This is a genomic window from Ensifer adhaerens, assembly GCF_001270265.1.
Classification (GTDB): domain Bacteria; phylum Pseudomonadota; class Alphaproteobacteria; order Rhizobiales; family Rhizobiaceae; genus Ensifer; species Ensifer adhaerens_B.
In genome coordinates, this window is the sequence record NZ_LGAP01000002.1 from 717517 (window position 1) to 733851 (window position 16335).

Below are 16335 nucleotides of genomic sequence, written 5' to 3' on the forward strand. Positions count from 1 at the left end.
TCTGAGCAATTGGGGCACCCCGTTCAAAACGCGGGCGCAGTCGCACCGCGGGCGTGATACGTGCCCTTTTGGAGGTGTGAGATGACCACTTATGTCGTGCTCCTCAATTGGACAGAGCAGGGCGTGAAGAATGTGCGCGAGTCTCCGAAAAGGCTCGACGCGGCAAAGCAGGTGCTTTCCGACATGGGCGGCTCCTTCAAGCATTTCTTTTTGACCATGGGCGAATACGACATGGTGGCCATCTGCGAGGCGCCCGATGATGCGGTTGCTGCGCGTTTCGCGTTGACGCTCGGCATGGCCGGCAATGTGCGCACGAGAACGCTGAAGGCATTTCCGGAGGCGGCCTATCGCGAACTGATCGCCTCGCTCGGGTAGGGCCGGCACCCTTCTGATTGATCCTGGCCGCTACGCAATCGCGGCTCTATGCACTGCCTGTCGCGATGAAGCGGCAGGCATGCTGCCGCTTATGGCGCCCCGTTGCCTGAGAGGATGCGGGCGGAACCGCGTATGGCGTGGCGAAAGGCGTCATCGAAGCTGACGCCGCTCACCTGCCACGCATAGATCTTGCCGCTTGCCGCCATTCGCCATTTGGCGATCCAGCCACGGGCGGCATCGGACCAGACAAGCGTGCCCGTAAGCGCAACATCACCCTTGAAGCGCGCTGCCTGCTCGGTGAGTTTCGCAGGGTCTGCGTGCTGAAGGGTGGCGAAGTCGATGCCTCGATCGGCCATGGCCGCCGCATCGGGCAACACGGCTGAAAGCGCTAGCGGGACGGCTGCAGCGAAAAGCGAGTCCACCATGTAGGGGCGCTCGTCGCCATCCTGCGTCAGCACGAAGCGGCGCTTCTGATCGTGGACGGCCAGGAACACCGCGATCACCGGGCGGGGGCTCAGCCATGGCTTTCCGCCAAGTCTTGCCAGCAGCGGGTCGATCGTCGCCGGCTCGAAACGGCAAGTGAGGTTGTGCGGGCGATCATGCGTTCCCTGCTCGTCATGGATCGGGATGCCTTCAAGCCGGTCGCGATAGGAGAAGGCGGAGACGAATTTTCCGGCCTCGGCCTGGAGTGGTGCAAAGGCCGGGTTGTCGATGATCGTCGCATCGCCAGATAGTTTGACCAGAACTTCGCCAAGGCACTCGCGAAAGCCGATCTGCCTGTTCTCCTGGCCCGTGCCGGTAACGATCGCATCGCTGGTGTAGAACCTCGATATGTCGGCCGCGATCACCGCATCGCCGGGCCAGGCACCGGCAAGCGCGATGGCGAATGCCCTCGCCATTTTGCGTATGGCGGGCTTCAGTTGGCTGACGGCACGGGGCAACTGAGGTCGCCTTCCTCGCAGCTCAGATAGTTCTTGAAGTCCTTGACGCGGTTCTGCGTCAGGCCATCCCGGCATTGTAGAACGATCATCGGATAGACAGAGCCTCCCGCGACACCCGTGGCGGAAAAATCGCACTCGGCATCGCGGAAGGCGATCCAGGCTTTCTGTGCCGAGACGAGCAGCTTTGTCTTGTCCTGGTCGTCCTTCAGGCGTGCCTCGATCTGCTTGTAAAGGGCGTTGAGTTCGGTGTCGGAGGCCTTGAACGCCTTGTCGGCGCATTCGTTCATCGTCGCCTGGTCGCTGGCATTGGCACAATCCTCGGCCCATGCGGCCGGCGCCAAGCCCGTCAGCCCGACAAAGGTTGCAAATATCAAGGCAGGAAATCGCATCTCTTCGCTCTCCTCGTCTCGCGCGTGACTTTCGAAAACCTGCGGAATACCGGCCGGCTCGCCTGCCGCCGTGCCCCAGCGCGCCGAGAATAGGTCAATCCTGAAACTTCAGATAGCGGAATCTTGGGAGATGCACGCCCCGCCCGCGATCACTCGCATTCGATTCAAAACCGATCCTTAACGTTTACGTTTTATCAATCTCTCGGAAACGAGAGGTTCGAAGATGCGTTGCGTTTTTGTCGTCGTCCTCCTGTTGCTGGCCGGTTGCGCAACGGTGCCGAGAGACACCCGGAACGCATGCGCGGTTTTCGAGCAGCGAGATGGCCTTTTCAACAATTGGCGCCGCGCCGCCTATCAGGCGGAGCGCGAATATGGCGTGCCCGTTCCGGTGCTGATGGCGACGATCTATACGGAATCCGGCTTCCGCCATAATGCCAAGCCGCCGCGCACAAAACTGTTCGGCTTCATTCCCTGGACGCGCGTGTCGTCGGCCTATGGCTATTCGCAGGCGCTCGACGGCACCTGGGCGCGCTACCAGAGCGAAACCGGCCGCTGGACAGCGCGGCGTTCCGACTTCGGCGACGCCATCCGCTTCATCGCCTGGTATCACCGCGAAAGCGGCCAGCGTAACGGCATCGCGCTCAACGACACGTATCGGCTCTACGTCGCCTACTATCACGGCCAAGCCGGCTATGCCCGCGGCAACTGGAGCGACACGGCCAAGAACGGCGCCAAACGCGCCGCCGGCATGGCATCGCTCTACAGCCGCCAGCTCAACGGCTGCGGCAGCTGATGTAATATCAGCGCAGGTTGGTATGAGGCTCAGCCGGCGGCTGCCTTTTCAAGCCCGGCGACGTCGATCTTGACCATGCCCATCATCGCCTGCTGGGCGCGGCCGGCGCGCGCCGGATCGGGATCGCTCAGGTGGCGCATCAGCGCATCGGGGATGATCTGCCAGGCAAGGCCGAAACGGTCCTTCAGCCAGCCGCAATGCTGCGGCGTGCCGCCGTCGAGCAGCCGTTCCCAGTAATAATCGACCTCCGCCTGATCGGCGCAGCGCACGAAGAACGAAACGGCTTCGGAAAATTTGAAATGCGGCCCGCCGTTGAGCCCCATGAACGCCTGTCCCTCAAGCTCGAACGAGGCGGTGAAGGCTTTGCCGTCCGGCCCCTTCTTGATGTCGGTGACGCGGGCATTGCGGAAGATGGAAGTGTAGAACCGGATGGCGTCTTCGAGTTGGTTGTCGAACCAGAGAAAGGGCGTGATCTTCTGCATGACGGTTTCTCCCTTGGGTGATGGCCAGTCCCAAGGACGAACGGAAGGCGGGCTTGCCGACAGGCGGTCAGAATTTTTTCGCAAAGGCGTGCGAAGCGGCGCTCTTTTGCCGCGACGGGCCGTCCGGGAACGGCGGCGAGGGCACCACAACACTCATCATCCGGAAAATTCGCAGTCCCTGTCGGAACCTTTCCATCCCGTTCGTCCTTTGGTGGTTGAAGCAACCGAGGAGGATATCGACATGAGTTACGTGGATGGTTTCATCGTTGCCGTGCCCAAGGCCAATATCGAGGCCTACAAGGACATGGCGAGAGAGGCGGGCGACGTATGGATGGAGCATGGCGCGCTCTCCTATGCCGAATGCCTCGGCGACGACGTGCCCTATGGCGAGGTGACGTCCTTTCCCCGCGCTGTGCAGGCCAAGGAAGACGAGACCGTGGTCTTTTCCTGGATCACCTACAAGTCGCGCGCCGACCGCGACGCGATCGTCGCCAAGGTGATGGCGGACCCGCGGCTGCAGGGCGATGCCTGGAAGAATGTGTTCGACGGCAAGCGCATGATCTATGGCGGCTTCGAGGCCTTTCTCGAGAAATAGACCTGACAGAAGGCCCGGGCTTGACTTGGCGGCGGCTTTTGCCGAACCCGTTGGGGCGGAGGTGCGCGTTTTGCCGCCGCCAGCCGAGGAGATAGGACGCCGATGCCGCAGACGACGATCGTCATTTCCACCCGCGGACAGGGGCTCTACGAGTTCACCGACGAGGCAGCCGAGTTCGTCCGCGCCAACGGCACGGGCGAGGGGCTTTTGACCGTGTTCGTCCGCCACACCTCCTGCTCGCTGATAATCCAGGAAAATGCCGACCCCGATGTGAAACGGGACCTCAGCGAATTCTTCGGTCGGCTGGTGCCGCCATCCTCCGACCCGTCGATGCGCTGGGTGGTGCACACCCAGGAAGGGCCGGACGACATGCCGGCCCATATCAAGGCGGCGCTGACGCAGGTGTCGATCGGCATCCCGGTCAATGCGGGCCAAATGGCGCTCGGCACCTGGCAAGGGCTCTATCTCTTCGAACACCGCGATCGGCCGCACCGCCGCGAGGTCGTGCTGCACGTTGGCCCCTGACATCTATCGATTGTGCTCTTGATCCCGGCCGCGCCTTGAAGGGCGCAGTCTGCCTTCCATATTCGTTAGGGGAGGGTGCGCGGAAGCGAATTTGCCCGCGCGTCCATCTAACATTGTTTCCCGGCCCTTCGTCCGAAAGGGCATGGCCGAACCCGCAATCAGCATCTGAGGCAGATATGACCGACGCGCAGACCATTGCCAGCCGCTTTATCGACGCATTGAACGACCGCGATTTCGACGCACTGGCGCGGCTCGTCGATGAGGATGTGGCGCTTGATTCGGTTACCGGCCAGCGCACCGTCGGCGTCGGGCCGTTGCGGGCAAGCGCCATGACCTATCTCAGGCATTTCGACGAAACCTACGGCGATGTCGTGCTGATGCGCGACAATTTCGGCCAGCGGATCGCTGTCGATCTGACGGCGCGCGGCACTTACCGCGAGACGATGGAAGGTTTCCCCGCTGCCTCCGGCCAGAGCTATTCGATCCCGAGCGTCTTCGTGATCGAGATCGAGGATCAGTCGATCACCCGCATCAGCCACTATCGCAACATGCGCGCTTTCGAAGCCGAACTTGCCGGCTGAGCGACATCGACGCACCAAGGCCGCCCCAAGGAATAGCGTTGGTTCTTACGTCGCTTGTCGCGCGGAGTCGCAATCCTGCGGTCCATCCGATCCGCTAGTTCACTGATATTGCTGTCGAATGTTGGCATTGCGCTTGCCGGCCGCGCGCCGCTGCGCCTCGCTCAAAAGTCGAACGAATCTTTTGCTTCGCGCCCGTTTTCGTCAGGTGCCCGCAACCTGAACCCTGCATGAATGTGCAGTTCCGCTAGCGTTCAGTTTCGCGCCGCTATTGTCCGATCAATCGCTTGGGACGGTGATTGCAGATTGACCCCTTCAAGCCCTCGGAGAATGACCATGAAGAATATCCTCATCAACACCGCCGCCGCCGTCGTCATCGGTTTGACCGGCCTCGTCGGTGCCGCCTCCACCGCTTCGGCAGAAACGATCGAATTCGGCTTTGGCCCGCGCGGCGGCGTCGATGTCCAGTATCGCGACTACGATCGCGATTACGGCGACGAGGGCGACTGGGGTCGTGACCGCCGCGGTCGTGATCGCCACTGGGATGGTGGCCGCCGCAGCCGCTGCGCCCCCTGGATGGCCGTCGACAAGGCCCGTGACCATGGCCTGCGCCGCGCCTATGTCGCCGACGTCTCGCGCCGCCGCATCGTCGTCGAAGGCAGCCGCCGCGGCTACCACCAGACGATCGCCTTTGCCAACGTTCGCGGTTGCCCGGTTATCGGCCGCTGGTAATCCAAGCCTTTTCCGTCCTGTCTCCCCCGGCCGGCGGAAATGCGCCCCTCACGCCCCAGGCGTGAGGGGCTTTTTGTTGCCTGAAGCATGCCGGGCAGGAACGGATCTGGCGGCTCGCTGACGTCCTCATCCCGCATGCGGTTGCGCGGACGTCGCTGAACACTGCGGGTCTCATGCATCAAGAGATGGCGCGACGCGGGGAAGGGGCGGCCGTGCGGTTGGTCGCCTCCACTGCATAATTCCTTAAATCGGAATCGATTTAAGGCGAAAATTATGCAGCAAATTTAAAGTTTTAAAGCGCCCTTAGCGCGTCATATTTGACGCGCTAAGGGCGCTTTAAGCCAGACACAAAAGAGCCCCGCGTGGTTGCAACCGCGCGGGGCTTTTTTTGTTCGTCCAATGCCTGTCTGGGCCGAGTGCAGTGTCAGGCAGGTCCGGTGCGGCAAAACCCGCCCACGATGTCCGCAGGCAGGCGCGCACAAGCGGTTACTGCTTGATCGCGAAGGTAACGTTGACCGTGACGTTGTAGCTGTTTTCGCCCGTTGCCACAGGCACGGAGTCGGCTGCATATTCCTTGGCCATGCCGGCGCGCATCATCGGAACCGGCTCCGGACGGAAACCCTGCTCGGTGATGTTGACGATGTTGCCGAGCGAGACGCCGGCAGCTTCGGCCAGAACCTTGGCCTTCTCGATGGCATCGGCAACGGCGGCCTTGCGCGCTTCGGTGATCGCGCCTTCCGGCTTGTCGTTGGTGAACTGGATGCCGCCGCCCTGGTTGACGCCGAGCGTTACCGACTTGTCGACGATTTCGCCGAGCTTGGCGAGGTCGCGTACGCGCACGCTGACGCCGTTGGCCACCTGGTAGCCGATCAGCTCCGGCGGGCGGTTGCCGCCGTCATTGTTGGTCGGGTAGTTGTATTGCGGGTTGACCGAAAAGCCGCTCGTCTGCAGGTCGCGCTCGGCAATGCCGCCGGCCTTGAGTGCCTCCAGAACCTCGGCCATCGTCTTGTTGTTGGCGTCGAGCGCTTCGCGGGCGGTCTTGGCGTCCTTGACGACGCTCAACTGCAGGATCGCCATGTCGGGGGCGATCGACGAGCGGCCTTCACCGGCAACGGTGATGATGGCTTCGCGCTCCTTGGCGGCATCCTGCGCGTGTGCGCCGGCAGCGGCAATACCCGCAAAGGCGGCGGCAAAGGCAGCGATGGAAAGCGTGCGGGCAGTGCGTGTGGAAACCATGGTTCGTGTCTCTCCGGTTGTTTCTGTCCCTCTTCATGCTTAGCGATTGTGTGGGCATTGCGGCAATGACTTGTCGTCAAAAAGGTTTTCGGCTAGAGCCATTGCCGATCACGAACTGCCATTGGTTCGCTGAGTCCCGGATCTTCGATCCGGCGTGGGCCTGTAGCTCAATGGTTAGAGCCGGCGGCTCATAACCGCTTGGTTGGGGGTTCGAGTCCCTCCGGGCCCACCAGTTCTATAAGCAATTGAAATTGCTTGTTAATTTTCATCAGATCCTTTCCGCGAGTCTGACCGCTCTTGCAGCCGAGATTGAGGGCATCGCGAAGCAAGACCGATACCTGCGCTTCGTCGGCTGTCGCCTCGTGGGGTGATCGCAACCCCATGCGTGGTGTGTTCCGCTCTTTGTTCGGCGCTGTCAAGCGGCTCGACTCAAGGGAATGCCGAGACCTAATCCCTTCTGGATATATCTCGTAATTGCGTTTGCAGAGTTCGATGACGCGGTTGGAGCGGAAGGCTGAAATGATCCTCCGGCTAGTGGCAACCGACGCTCCATTTCGGCATCATAGCTCGACCTGAGTTGTGCATAGAGGCTGCCCAAGAAGGCCGATGCAAGCGACCAACAAACGAGAGACCAGACCGGTGCTGCGGTTTCACCCGGCGACTTTCCTCTTCGCTGCGCGCGCGCTGCGCGACATTGGCGACGGCTTCGTGGCCGTTCTGTTGCCGATCTATCTGCTCGCCTTCGGGTTCACTCCGCTCGAGGTCGGTGTCATCGCGACCGTATCGCTCCTCGGTTCCGTGCTGCTGACGATATGTGTCGGATTCCTCGGGGTCCGCCACGATCATCGCCAGCTTCTGCTGGCAGGAGCGAGCTTGATGATTGCGACGGGTGTCGCCTTTGCCGTTGTCCACGATTACGCGCTGCTGCTGGTCATCGCGTTTGCCGGCACGATCAATCCCTCCGCCGGCAGCGTCAGCGTGTTCGTACCACTGGAGCACGCCGTGCTCGCACGCGAGGTCTCGGCGCGAGATCGAACCAGGATGTTCGCGCGCTACAGCCTCGTGGGCGCGTTCGCGGGAGCTACCGGCGGACTCGCTGCAGCAGTACCTGATCTTCTGGCCTCGGTTGGCCTGGATCGGCTTGGCGGCATAAGGGCCATGTTCGTCCTTTACGCGCTTCTGGGTCTGCTCGGCGGCTTGCTCTACGCGCGCATCCCCCGCCGCCCGGCGCTGGATACGGGCGCAGCGGCTGCCCTCGGCCCGTCGCGCCATATCGTTTTCAAGCTGGCCGCCCTATTCAGTCTCGATGCCTTCGCCGGCGGTTTCGTCGTGCAATCACTGCTCGCCCTTTGGCTTTTCGAGCGATTTGGCCTTTCTCTTTCAGAGGCAGGTGTTTTCTTCTTCTGGTCGGGTGTGCTGTCGGCGCTCTCGTTCCCTGTCGCCGCATGGCTATCCCGACGCATCGGACTGATCAACACGATGGTGTTCACACACATTCCATCCAGCCTCGCTCTGATGCTGGCGGCACTTGCGCCCACACTGGCCCTCGCACTTTTCTTTTTGCTTGTTCGGGCCGCACTGTCGCAGATGGACGTGCCGACGCGGTCGTCCTACGTGATGGCCGTCGTCACGGAGGCAGAGCGGGCCGCCGCTGCAAGCTTCACGTCAGTGCCACGCAGTCTTGCCGCCTCGGCCAGCCCCGTCCTGGCGGGCGCTCTTTTCGCCGCCTCGTTCCGAGCATGGCCGCTGCTCATCTGCGGTGCATTAAAGATTCTCTACGATGTTCTATTGCTGATGCAGTTCCGGCGGCTAAAGCCGCCGGAGGAATGCTGACGTAATCTTCAACGGATGAAAATCTCTCGCATTGCGATGATCACCGGGATCAAACCTGTGAGGGCCTCGACGGCGGGCGTCGGTTCCGGAGGTGCACCAAAAAGAATGCCCGCCGGGGCGGGCAGTTTTGGAGTGGGCGCATACGCTCAAACATGTTGCGCCTGGAAGCCAAGGTGCGTCACAGACGTCAACACTGTGTAAACAGCCGGCGGCCAGAAATGAGGGGGACTTTGGTCGCAGCCGGTGCTGGGCGAGCGGCCCGCGGAAGAACGTCTGTTCCGGCCTGACAGGTGGTCGGCGTGCAGGGCGGCGACGGCTGATGACGTGGCGTGCGCCGTGAAGGGAAGGAAGATAGGTCCGCAGCCGGCTGACGATTGAATTCGACGCACGGTTTGGCTGCCCACCTACTGACCTCAGGGCGTTTCTTCGTCGCGGTCGCGCATCTCGCCTCGGCTTGGAAGCGGTTGGCGGGGCGGGGGCCGGTGCTGTCGGCCCGGGTCGGCGGCGGGCCCTGAGGGCGGAAAAGGCGGTGCCCAGAAAGAAACTCTTAATTTTGGCTGTCAATAATAAGAGGTGGGGGGTGAACTTCACGGTCGATTCCCGCCAGGGAAGTTGCCAAGCGGCGCTTTCCGCTCGTTCGAAAGGATGCTTATGCGAAGCCTAACCGCCTTGGGCGGCGCACGCCGCACCACCGTTTCGGGTTTCAAGTATCTCGTACCTGCCTCGCTTCTCGGTCTTCTGCTCGTCTCCTCCGGCTGTTCGTCGGCGGGGATGGCTGAAAGTCCGCTGTTCTCGTCTGCCGGCTCGGAGGCAGCAGTGAGCACGCCGAGCGTGGCCCCGGGAGGGGGCAAGCTGATCAGGGGTGCGGGTGCGGGCGATATCGTCGAGCCGCTGCCGGCAAGAAAGCGCGTCACCGCCTATCTCGGCCGCGCGCCCTATATCTGCTCGCCGAGCGGCTTCGGCCACAGGTCGCGCTGCTTCCTCAGAAGTTCGCTGTAAAGCCATTCCCATAGGGCGAAGCGCTCAAGACGCTTCGCTTCGATACGGTATCGTTAGAGCGTTTCCGCTTCAGGATTTGAGTTACGGAAACAATCTAGCTCCTTGATGTCCACGCATTTGTTTGGCGAAGGCGCTTCACGCTTTTTCCTGGAAATGCTCCAGACCTTCCGTCGGAGACTGCTCTTGTCGATTGCGATGTTCAGATCGGTGCTTGCGGCTGGCCTCATGGCGCTTTTGCCTGTGGCGGGCGCCTCGCGTGCGGCGGCTGCCGATCTCGGCGGCACGGTCGATCGCGTGCTGACGACCGCCTCGATCGGTGCGGCCGGGATGGCTGCAGGCAAGCCGCGCGGCGAGATTGCGATCGGCGTCTACGATCCGCATGACGCGGTGGCGAGCAGCGATGCGCTCACGATCGAACATGTCTTCATCTATTGGCAGGCGCTCGACAAGGCGATGCTGAAGCGCAAGATCGCCATTGCCGAGGGCCAAGGGCGGGCGCTGATGATCTCGGTCGAGCCCTATACCCATGCGAGCGACTGGCGGGCGGGCGGCGAGCGGCTGTTTGCCGATATCGGCCGCGGCCGTTTCGACCGCGAGATCCGCGATATCTGCCGGCGCGCCGGAGAGGTCGCAGCCCCCGTCTACATGCGCTGGGGCCACGAGATGGAAGACCCGGATGGTCGCTATCCCTGGGCGCGGCGCGACACGGGCGGCTACAAGAAGGCGTTTCGCTATTTCGTCGAAAGCTGCCGGGAGCTTGCGCCCGACGTGCGCTTCGTCTGGTCGCCCAAGGGGCATCGCAACCTTGCCGGCTACTATCCCGGCGACGACGTGGTCGACGCCATCGGCATTCCCGTTTGGGGGCTGCAGAAGATGGATGTGGACTATTGGGGCCGCGAGCGCAGCTTTGGCGAAACGCTTGGCGAAAAATACCAGCGGGTCGCGCGGTTCGGAAAGCCCGTGATGGTTGCCGAACTCGGCGTTTCCGGTTCAGCCGACTACAAGCGCGCCTGGTATGCGGAAATCTTGGATCGAAAGACCTATCGTGATCGGTTTCCGCTGCTGACGGCCGTGGTGTTCTTCAACGACAAGGAGCCCTACAAGTGGCCGCTCGGCTATGGCTCGCCGGATTGGCGGCTGGACAAGGCCTCGCTCGCCGCGCTCGTTTCCGACAAGGCCGGCCTCACCGGCCGGCCGACGCAATAGCGCCTACTGCATGTTTCCTTAAATCGTATCCGGTTTAAGGATAAAAACATGCAGCAATTCAAAGTGCTACAGCGACCTTTGTGCGTCTGATAAGACGCGCGGCGCTGTAGGGGCGGTGGACGCTCCGGCCGTTCAGCCGGTGAGTCAATTTCGGAAACTGGAGTTTTTCTCAGGCGAGCAGAAGGCCCGATTCGCGGGCGGCTGCGGCAAAGCAGCGACTTGCCCTATTGACGCTGGTCAGCCCGTCGAGCGCATCCAGGCAGCGCTGAAGGGCGGCGCGATATTCCCGTCCACGTCTGCCCGGCCATTGCCGCAGCAGTTCATGCGCCTCCCAGACCGTCCTGACGACGGTCTGCCGCTTGGACGACAGTTTCAGGTGGATCGGCGTTGCGAAGGTTTTTTCGCTCATCTTGCATTCCTCATTCATAGTCTTTTGAGCGCGAGGCCAACGCGGTGAATCGCGAATGGTTCCCTTGGCGGATGCACTTTTTTAACCATGACGATGGCGGCCCGATGCGATCGATACGGGATGCCCGGGCGGAAACCCTGGAATGGCGGGCTTTTCGAACGGCCGCAGACGGAATTTCCGCCGCGACAATCTTTGCAGAAAATTTTGCGATTATTGGGTATTGGACGGGCCGATGCGGCGGTGACAGCAAGCTGCGTGCGAACGAATTCCCATAACCTGCTTCCGGCTCTCGGTCTTATGCCGTGGCCGAAAACCGGGGACACGCTCACGGGCGACACGCATCAGAGCTGGAGTGCGGCCCTGAGGTCGGTCGGCTTGCGTACCCTAAGGTCGAGGTCGGCCTCGATGTGATCGATATGGCGGATCATCAGCGCGCAGGCGGTCTCGATGTCGCCGGCTTCGATCGCGGTGATGATGTCGTCATGCTCGTTATGGCCGCAGCTCGACACGCTCGATTGTCCGTAAAGCGCGATGACGAGCGAGGAGCGGGCGACCAGCTCATCCATGAAGCGCCTGAGGATGGCGTTGCCGGTGAGATCGGCGAGCGCCAGGTGAAAATCGCCGGAAGCCTTGATCTCGGCGCGGCGTGCCGATTGGCCGCGCTGCGCCGTCAGTCGCTGTTCGGTGGCCAGCAGGCGGCGCAGGTCATCGATTTCGGCGGGGCCGATCCGGGCCGCGGCCGTTCGCAGGAGCCCGGGCTCGATCAGCCGGCGGGTGGCGAAGATCTGGCGGGCTTCATCCGGCGAGGGATGGGCGACGAAGGCGCCTCGGTTCTTCTCGACACTGACCAGCCCCTCATAGGCGAGCGCCTGCAGGGCGGCGCGCACCAGCGTGCGGCTGACGTTGAACAGATCGCCGACATCGCTTTCCGACAGCTTGGTTCCCGGCGCAAGCCGCCGTTCGACGATCGCATCGCGCAGCTTGTCGCGGATCTGCCGGGTGCTGGTGTCGGTGGACGCGTCGGCCGGCGCAGGATTGGTGGTCAGGGACATGAAGGAAATCGATCCGCGAATGAATGCGGCATCTTATCGTCGCGCGCGTTGAAGGGAAACGACAATCTGGCATGGCAGAGCGTTGCCGCCGCACAGCCGGCCGCTCCTCGTGCGCGCCGGCTACTTGTCGAGCTCGGGGTAGATGCGGTCGAGGAAGCCCGGCCGCAGCTTTTCGCCGATCAGGCAGTCGGGCGCGGGCAGGGCATCGACGAGGCGGACGCTTGGCGGTGGCGGCAGGCCGCTCACCTCCAGGATCAGCTTCTGACGGATGGCGATGGCGAAATCCTCGGGCTCGTGCACCGGCAGCACGAAGGAGCCGGGGCCGCCGATGACGCACTCGGCATAATACTGGTCAAGTGGCCCCGTGGAGACCGAGGGGCGGATCAGGATCGCCAGCCCGTTGATGATGATGCCGCGCGCGATCGCTATGTCGCGGGCGGGAATGACCGGCGGACCGATATTGTTGGGCCCGTCGCCGGAGACGTCGATGATGCGGCGCATGCCGGCAAAGGCGTTGGAATCGATCAGCGCCGTACCGTAGGTGATCGCGTTGGAAATCGAGGTGCCGCGCCTTGTGCCGACCGGCCGCGCTTCGATCATCGCGGCAAAGGCCGCGGCATCGGCGGCATTTGCGATCACCTGCCAGGCGACGACGGAGGATTCGTTGACGGTGCCGGCCCACTCGTAATAGCCGATGGCGATGCGGCCGTAGCGCCCGCTGGCGACAGCGTTGAGAAAGTCCGCATGGCGCAGCGCCTGCACATAGCCGGCGCGCTGGACGCGGGCTTCGTCCAGATCCATCGAGCCGGACATGTCGACGGCCAGTACCAATTCGACGTCGACAGCAACAGGCGCGGCCGCCGTTTGGGTCGGGCCACCAGTCAGGGAAAGGATCAACGCCAGCATGCTTAACATAGCTTCAACCCGTCATTGCGAGCCGCGTCATCTCGGGAACTGTAGCACAGGATTGGCTTTCGGCGACTGTTTGGGGTTAGCTGAGCTTCAATAAAAGGTGATATCGACACAGGTGACAGCCGATCAATCCTGTGCCTACGAGCCCGCATGAGCCGAGGATATGCTTCAACAGACACGGAATACGGAATGTTTTCAGGTCGATAGACTGCAGTCCGCCGCCTTCGACTATTTCCTTAGATATAGCGACCCCGGCACCGGGCTTGTCGCCGATACGTCGCTTCCCGACGCGCCTTCGAGCATCGCTGCCACCGGTTTCGGGCTTTCCTGCTACCCGATCGGCGTCGAGCGCGGCTGGATCGGGCGCGGCGAAGCGGCCGGCCGGGTACTGACCACGTTGCGGTTTCTGGCGCAAAGCTGGCAGGGGCGCGATGCGCTCGCCACCGGCTATCGCGGCTTCTACTATCATTTCCTCCACATGAAGACCGGCGAGCGGGTGTGGCAGAGCGAGCTCTCCACCATCGATACCGCGCTGCTGATTGCCGGCGTTTTGACCGCAGCGGCCTATTTCACCGGCGAGGACGCGACGGAGACGGAGATCCGCACGCTTTCGGAGACGCTCTATGCGCGAGTGGACTGGCGCTGGGCGCTTGCCCGTGGCGAGACGCTGACGATGGGCTGGCGGCCGCCGGGGCGATTTCTGAAGTATCGCTGGCAGGGCTATAGCGAGGCGCTGCTTCTCTATGTGCTGGCGCTCGGCGCGCCGCACCACGCGATCGGCCCGGAGCACTACCGCGCCTTCACCGCCGCCTATGACTGGACCACGGTCGATGACGTGCCGCACCTGCGGGCCGCTCCGCTGTTCATCCATCTCTTTCCACAGGCCTGGATCGACCTTCGCGCTCTCCGCGATGCACCGATGCGCGACAAGACGACGGACTATTTCGACAATACCGGCCGGGCGATCGCGCTGCAGCGCCAGTATGCAGAGCGCAATCCCGGTGGTTTCTCCGGCTACGGCAGCGATATGTGGGGCCTCAGCGCCTGTCATGGACCGACGGGGCAGCAGCGGCTTGTCAATGGGCGACGGCAGCGGATGCTCGGCCATGCGGCACGTGGGGCTCCCGGTGGTCCTGACGATGGCACGCTGGTGCCGTGGGCGCCGATCGCCTGCCTGCCTTTCGTCGCCGATGCGTCGCGGTCGGCGCTGGTCGCGCTGGAGAGCCGTTATCCCGACCTCCTGTGCGAGGGCCGGCTTCCCGGCGGGTTCAACCCGAGCCTGCCCGGCGCAGGTCCGGAGGGCTGGGTCGACGACCGCGTCGTCGGGCTTGACCAGGGGCTCGTCGTGATGATGATCGAGAATGCCAGAAACGGTTTCGTCTGGGAATTGACGCGCGGCATTCCGGCCTTTCGACGTGGATTGCAGCGGGCGGATTTTCGCGGCGGTTGGCTTGCGACCATGGAGACGGCATGAGCTTCAGCCACGAGCGGCAGGAAGAGCGCCCGGCGGAGGGCGAGGCGGGCGAAGTGCTGCGCCGAAGCGCCGTTGGCGCCATCGCGCGCCTGCAGCCGTCCTTTCCCGAAGTCGGCTTTTCGCTCGAGGCCGCCGGCGACGACTTTCTTTCCGAGGCGCGGTTCTGGTCGGAGGAGGGCGTCGGGTTCGAAGCCGGCCTTGCCTATCAGGATCGCTTTGCCGAGGGCATGGACGACAAGATCCGCGCCGCCCATCTGATCGCCTTTTACAGCAACCAGCTCGCCCTGGCGCTTGGCAGCCTCTATCTCGGTGCGGGCATCGTGGTCGCGGTTCAGGGCTTTCGCTTCGAAGCGTTTTCGCGGTCCTATAGCGAACGACTGGTGACGGCCAAGCGCTTTCATTTCAGCCTTGCCTTACCCGCAGCCGGGAAGAATGCCCTAGCGAATACGGACGTCTTCGGTGAAACCTTTGCTGCGCATCTGGCGCCGATCATCGCCACGCTGAAGCGTCGCACGGGCCTGTCCTCGGGCGCGCAATGGCGGCTTGCAGCGGATTCGCTTGCCGGCGGCTTCCTGGAGATCGGCCGCGCACTCGGCGACGAGGCGACGGCGATGTCCAGGGCGCTGGCAATCGTCAAGCGCGCGGGCACGCCGCTGTTTTCCGACAAGCTCTGTTACGAGGATATCGCGGTCGAGATCGGCGAGGGTGCCGGCCATGATGCGCTGTCGCGCGTCTATCGCCTGCGCGGCGGCTGCTGTCTCTATTATCGAACCCAAGGCGGCAGCTTCTGCGACAGCTGCGTGCTGCTGGCGCCGGACGACCGCCGCGAGCGGTTGCGGGCGCATCTGCTGGCATCGCAGGCGCGCTGAGGCATCGTAACGACAAAGCCCCTGATATCGATGATATCAGGGGCCCGGTACTCGTCGCTAGGTCCTGACAGCCTTCGGCCGGCAGGGCCCATTCGTTACGCCTTGGCGAAACGATCGTTGATGAAGCCCGACACGACGCCGAGAACGATCCAGAAGGCAAGCGTGGTGGCAAGGGCCGCCACCGCGAATTCGGCGCCGAGCACGGCCGGAACATTGCTGGAGATGTCGGATGGCTGCGGCGCGCCATAGACATGGGGTGCCGCGATCAGCACGAGGCCGATGATTTTGGCGGCGATCTCTTCCCGCAGGACCAGGAGATAGAGGCCGGCGGCCGAGAGGGCGACAGTCGCCAGCCACCAGACCTGGCGGTCGCCGAGTTCGGCGGCCGGGAAGCCCGGCAGTTCCGGCGGCAGGCCGATGGCCGGCAGCATGTGTACGGCTAGCCAGCCGCAGGCGCCCCAGAGTGCGCCGTTCCTAAGCGTGATCGGATAACCGATGACGAGGCTGACGCCGGCGAGCAGCAGCGCGAAGCCGGAGCCGGTCACCAGATTGGCGATCAGCGTGCCGGAGAAGCGGCTCATGCCGAACATGATGCCGCCTTCCTCGTGTTCGCCCTCATGGGCGTAGGCGGGCGTGATCGGCGACAGTGCGTCGAGCAGCGCGTCAATCGGCGAAACCGCCTTCAGCGACGAATGCTGGTCGTGGTTTGCCGCGGCCGGATCGGCCGTTCCAGGCTGTACGGCGGCGGGCTGCTCACCGGCGGCCGGGGCCTCGCCTTCGAATTCTTCCGCGTGCAGGATGAGCGGTACGACACGCAGTTCCTGGGCGCCGGTCATGAAGACACCGGCAATCAATCCAGCCACGATCGCGGCCAGAAGCGTTCTGACAATCATTTTCGATATCCCTCGATATCGGCGCGCCATGCATTTGGCAGG

At 63.1% G+C, this 16335-nt stretch carries 19 protein-coding genes and 1 tRNA gene; 12 read left to right on the plus strand and 8 right to left on the minus strand.

Going from position 1 to position 16335, the window contains the following annotated elements; translation table 11 throughout:
- Positions 1–81: 81 nt before the first annotated feature.
- The gene (locus tag AC244_RS08250; protein WP_053248271.1) at positions 82–375 is read left to right on the plus strand and encodes a GYD domain-containing protein; all 294 of its coding nucleotides are present in this window, start codon (positions 82–84) and stop codon (positions 373–375) included.
- Positions 376–464: 89 nt separating this feature from the next.
- On the opposite strand, the gene AC244_RS08255 is transcribed toward AC244_RS08250, so the two are convergent.
- Both AC244_RS08255 and AC244_RS08260 read right to left on the minus strand, forming a co-directional pair.
- The gene (locus AC244_RS08255) at positions 465–1316 is read right to left on the minus strand and encodes a DUF2066 domain-containing protein (protein ID WP_161807847.1); all 852 of its coding nucleotides are present in this window, start codon (positions 1314–1316) and stop codon (positions 465–467) included.
- Positions 1292–1705, minus strand: a complete 414-nt coding sequence (locus tag AC244_RS08260; protein ID WP_053248273.1) for a lysozyme inhibitor LprI family protein — start codon at positions 1703–1705, stop codon at positions 1292–1294. The genes AC244_RS08255 and AC244_RS08260 overlap by 25 nt, the downstream gene beginning before the upstream one ends.
- Positions 1706–1928: 223 nt before the next feature.
- Here AC244_RS08260 and AC244_RS08265 point away from each other — a divergent pair, with 223 nt between their 5' ends.
- Positions 1929–2498: a transglycosylase SLT domain-containing protein gene (locus AC244_RS08265; protein WP_053248274.1), complete on the plus strand. Its 570-nt coding sequence runs from the start codon at positions 1929–1931 to the stop codon at positions 2496–2498.
- Positions 2499–2527: 29 nt separating this feature from the next.
- Here the strand turns inward: AC244_RS08265 and AC244_RS08270 are convergent, their stop codons facing one another.
- Entirely contained in the window at positions 2528–2980 is a 453-nt protein-coding gene (locus AC244_RS08270; protein ID WP_053248275.1) for a VOC family protein, read from the minus strand.
- Between the two features lie 241 nt (positions 2981–3221).
- Between AC244_RS08270 and AC244_RS08275 the strand changes: the two genes are divergently transcribed.
- From AC244_RS08275 to AC244_RS08290, 4 genes are all read left to right on the plus strand, one after another.
- Positions 3222–3575, plus strand: a complete 354-nt coding sequence (locus AC244_RS08275; RefSeq protein WP_053248440.1) for a DUF1428 domain-containing protein — start codon at positions 3222–3224, stop codon at positions 3573–3575.
- Between the two features lie 102 nt (positions 3576–3677).
- Positions 3678–4100 (plus strand): secondary thiamine-phosphate synthase enzyme YjbQ, encoded by a 423-nt coding sequence (locus tag AC244_RS08280; protein WP_053248276.1) that lies wholly within the window; start codon positions 3678–3680, stop codon positions 4098–4100.
- Between the two features lie 176 nt (positions 4101–4276).
- On the plus strand, positions 4277–4681 hold the full coding sequence (locus AC244_RS08285; protein ID WP_053248277.1) for a ketosteroid isomerase-related protein: 405 nt from the start codon (positions 4277–4279) through the stop codon (positions 4679–4681).
- A gap of 333 nt (positions 4682–5014) precedes the next feature.
- A complete protein-coding gene (locus AC244_RS08290; protein WP_053248278.1) occupies positions 5015–5410 on the plus strand; it encodes a hypothetical protein in 396 nt (131 codons plus the stop codon).
- A gap of 486 nt (positions 5411–5896) precedes the next feature.
- Here the strand turns inward: AC244_RS08290 and AC244_RS08295 are convergent, their stop codons facing one another.
- The gene (locus AC244_RS08295) at positions 5897–6646 is read right to left on the minus strand and encodes an SIMPL domain-containing protein (protein WP_053248279.1); all 750 of its coding nucleotides are present in this window, start codon (positions 6644–6646) and stop codon (positions 5897–5899) included.
- 156 nt (positions 6647–6802) lie between these two features.
- On the opposite strand from AC244_RS08295, the gene AC244_RS08300 reads away from it, so the two are divergent.
- The 4 genes from AC244_RS08300 to AC244_RS08315 all read left to right on the plus strand — a co-directional run bounded on the left by AC244_RS08300 (position 6803) and on the right by AC244_RS08315 (position 10684).
- Positions 6803–6878: transfer RNA gene (locus AC244_RS08300), tRNA-Ile, on the plus strand.
- A 374-nt stretch (positions 6879–7252) separates the two neighbouring features.
- Complete coding sequence (locus AC244_RS08305; protein WP_053248280.1) at positions 7253–8479, plus strand: MFS transporter; 1227 nt, start codon at positions 7253–7255, stop codon at positions 8477–8479.
- Between the two features lie 651 nt (positions 8480–9130).
- Positions 9131–9478 carry a hypothetical protein gene (locus tag AC244_RS37465; protein WP_053248281.1) on the plus strand — a complete coding sequence of 116 codons (348 nt, stop codon included), beginning with the start codon at positions 9131–9133 and terminating at the stop codon, positions 9476–9478.
- Positions 9479–9661: 183 nt separating this feature from the next.
- The gene (locus tag AC244_RS08315) at positions 9662–10684 is read left to right on the plus strand and encodes a glycoside hydrolase family 26 protein (RefSeq protein ID WP_161807848.1); all 1023 of its coding nucleotides are present in this window, start codon (positions 9662–9664) and stop codon (positions 10682–10684) included.
- 169 nt (positions 10685–10853) lie between these two features.
- Here the strand turns inward: AC244_RS08315 and AC244_RS08320 are convergent, their stop codons facing one another.
- The 3 genes from AC244_RS08320 to AC244_RS08330 all read right to left on the minus strand — a co-directional run bounded on the left by AC244_RS08320 (position 10854) and on the right by AC244_RS08330 (position 13060).
- Positions 10854–11093, minus strand: a complete 240-nt coding sequence (locus AC244_RS08320) for a DUF982 domain-containing protein (protein WP_053248441.1) — start codon at positions 11091–11093, stop codon at positions 10854–10856.
- Positions 11094–11434: 341 nt separating this feature from the next.
- Positions 11435–12145, minus strand: coding sequence for a GntR family transcriptional regulator (locus AC244_RS08325; protein WP_053248283.1), 711 nt, complete (start codon positions 12143–12145; stop codon positions 11435–11437).
- 120 nt (positions 12146–12265) lie between these two features.
- The gene (locus tag AC244_RS08330; protein WP_053248284.1) at positions 12266–13060 is read right to left on the minus strand and encodes a DUF1194 domain-containing protein; all 795 of its coding nucleotides are present in this window, start codon (positions 13058–13060) and stop codon (positions 12266–12268) included.
- A 160-nt stretch (positions 13061–13220) separates the two neighbouring features.
- Between AC244_RS08330 and AC244_RS08335 the strand changes: the two genes are divergently transcribed.
- Both AC244_RS08335 and AC244_RS08340 read left to right on the plus strand, forming a co-directional pair.
- Positions 13221–14531 (plus strand): glucoamylase family protein, encoded by a 1311-nt coding sequence (locus AC244_RS08335; RefSeq protein ID WP_053248285.1) that lies wholly within the window; start codon positions 13221–13223, stop codon positions 14529–14531.
- Positions 14528–15400: a (2Fe-2S)-binding protein gene (locus AC244_RS08340; RefSeq protein WP_082366771.1), complete on the plus strand. Its 873-nt coding sequence runs from the start codon at positions 14528–14530 to the stop codon at positions 15398–15400. The genes AC244_RS08335 and AC244_RS08340 overlap by 4 nt, the downstream gene beginning before the upstream one ends.
- A gap of 95 nt (positions 15401–15495) precedes the next feature.
- On the opposite strand, the gene AC244_RS08345 is transcribed toward AC244_RS08340, so the two are convergent.
- Positions 15496–16293: a CbtA family protein gene (locus AC244_RS08345; RefSeq protein ID WP_053248286.1), complete on the minus strand. Its 798-nt coding sequence runs from the start codon at positions 16291–16293 to the stop codon at positions 15496–15498.
- Between the last annotated feature and the right edge of the window lie 42 nt (positions 16294–16335).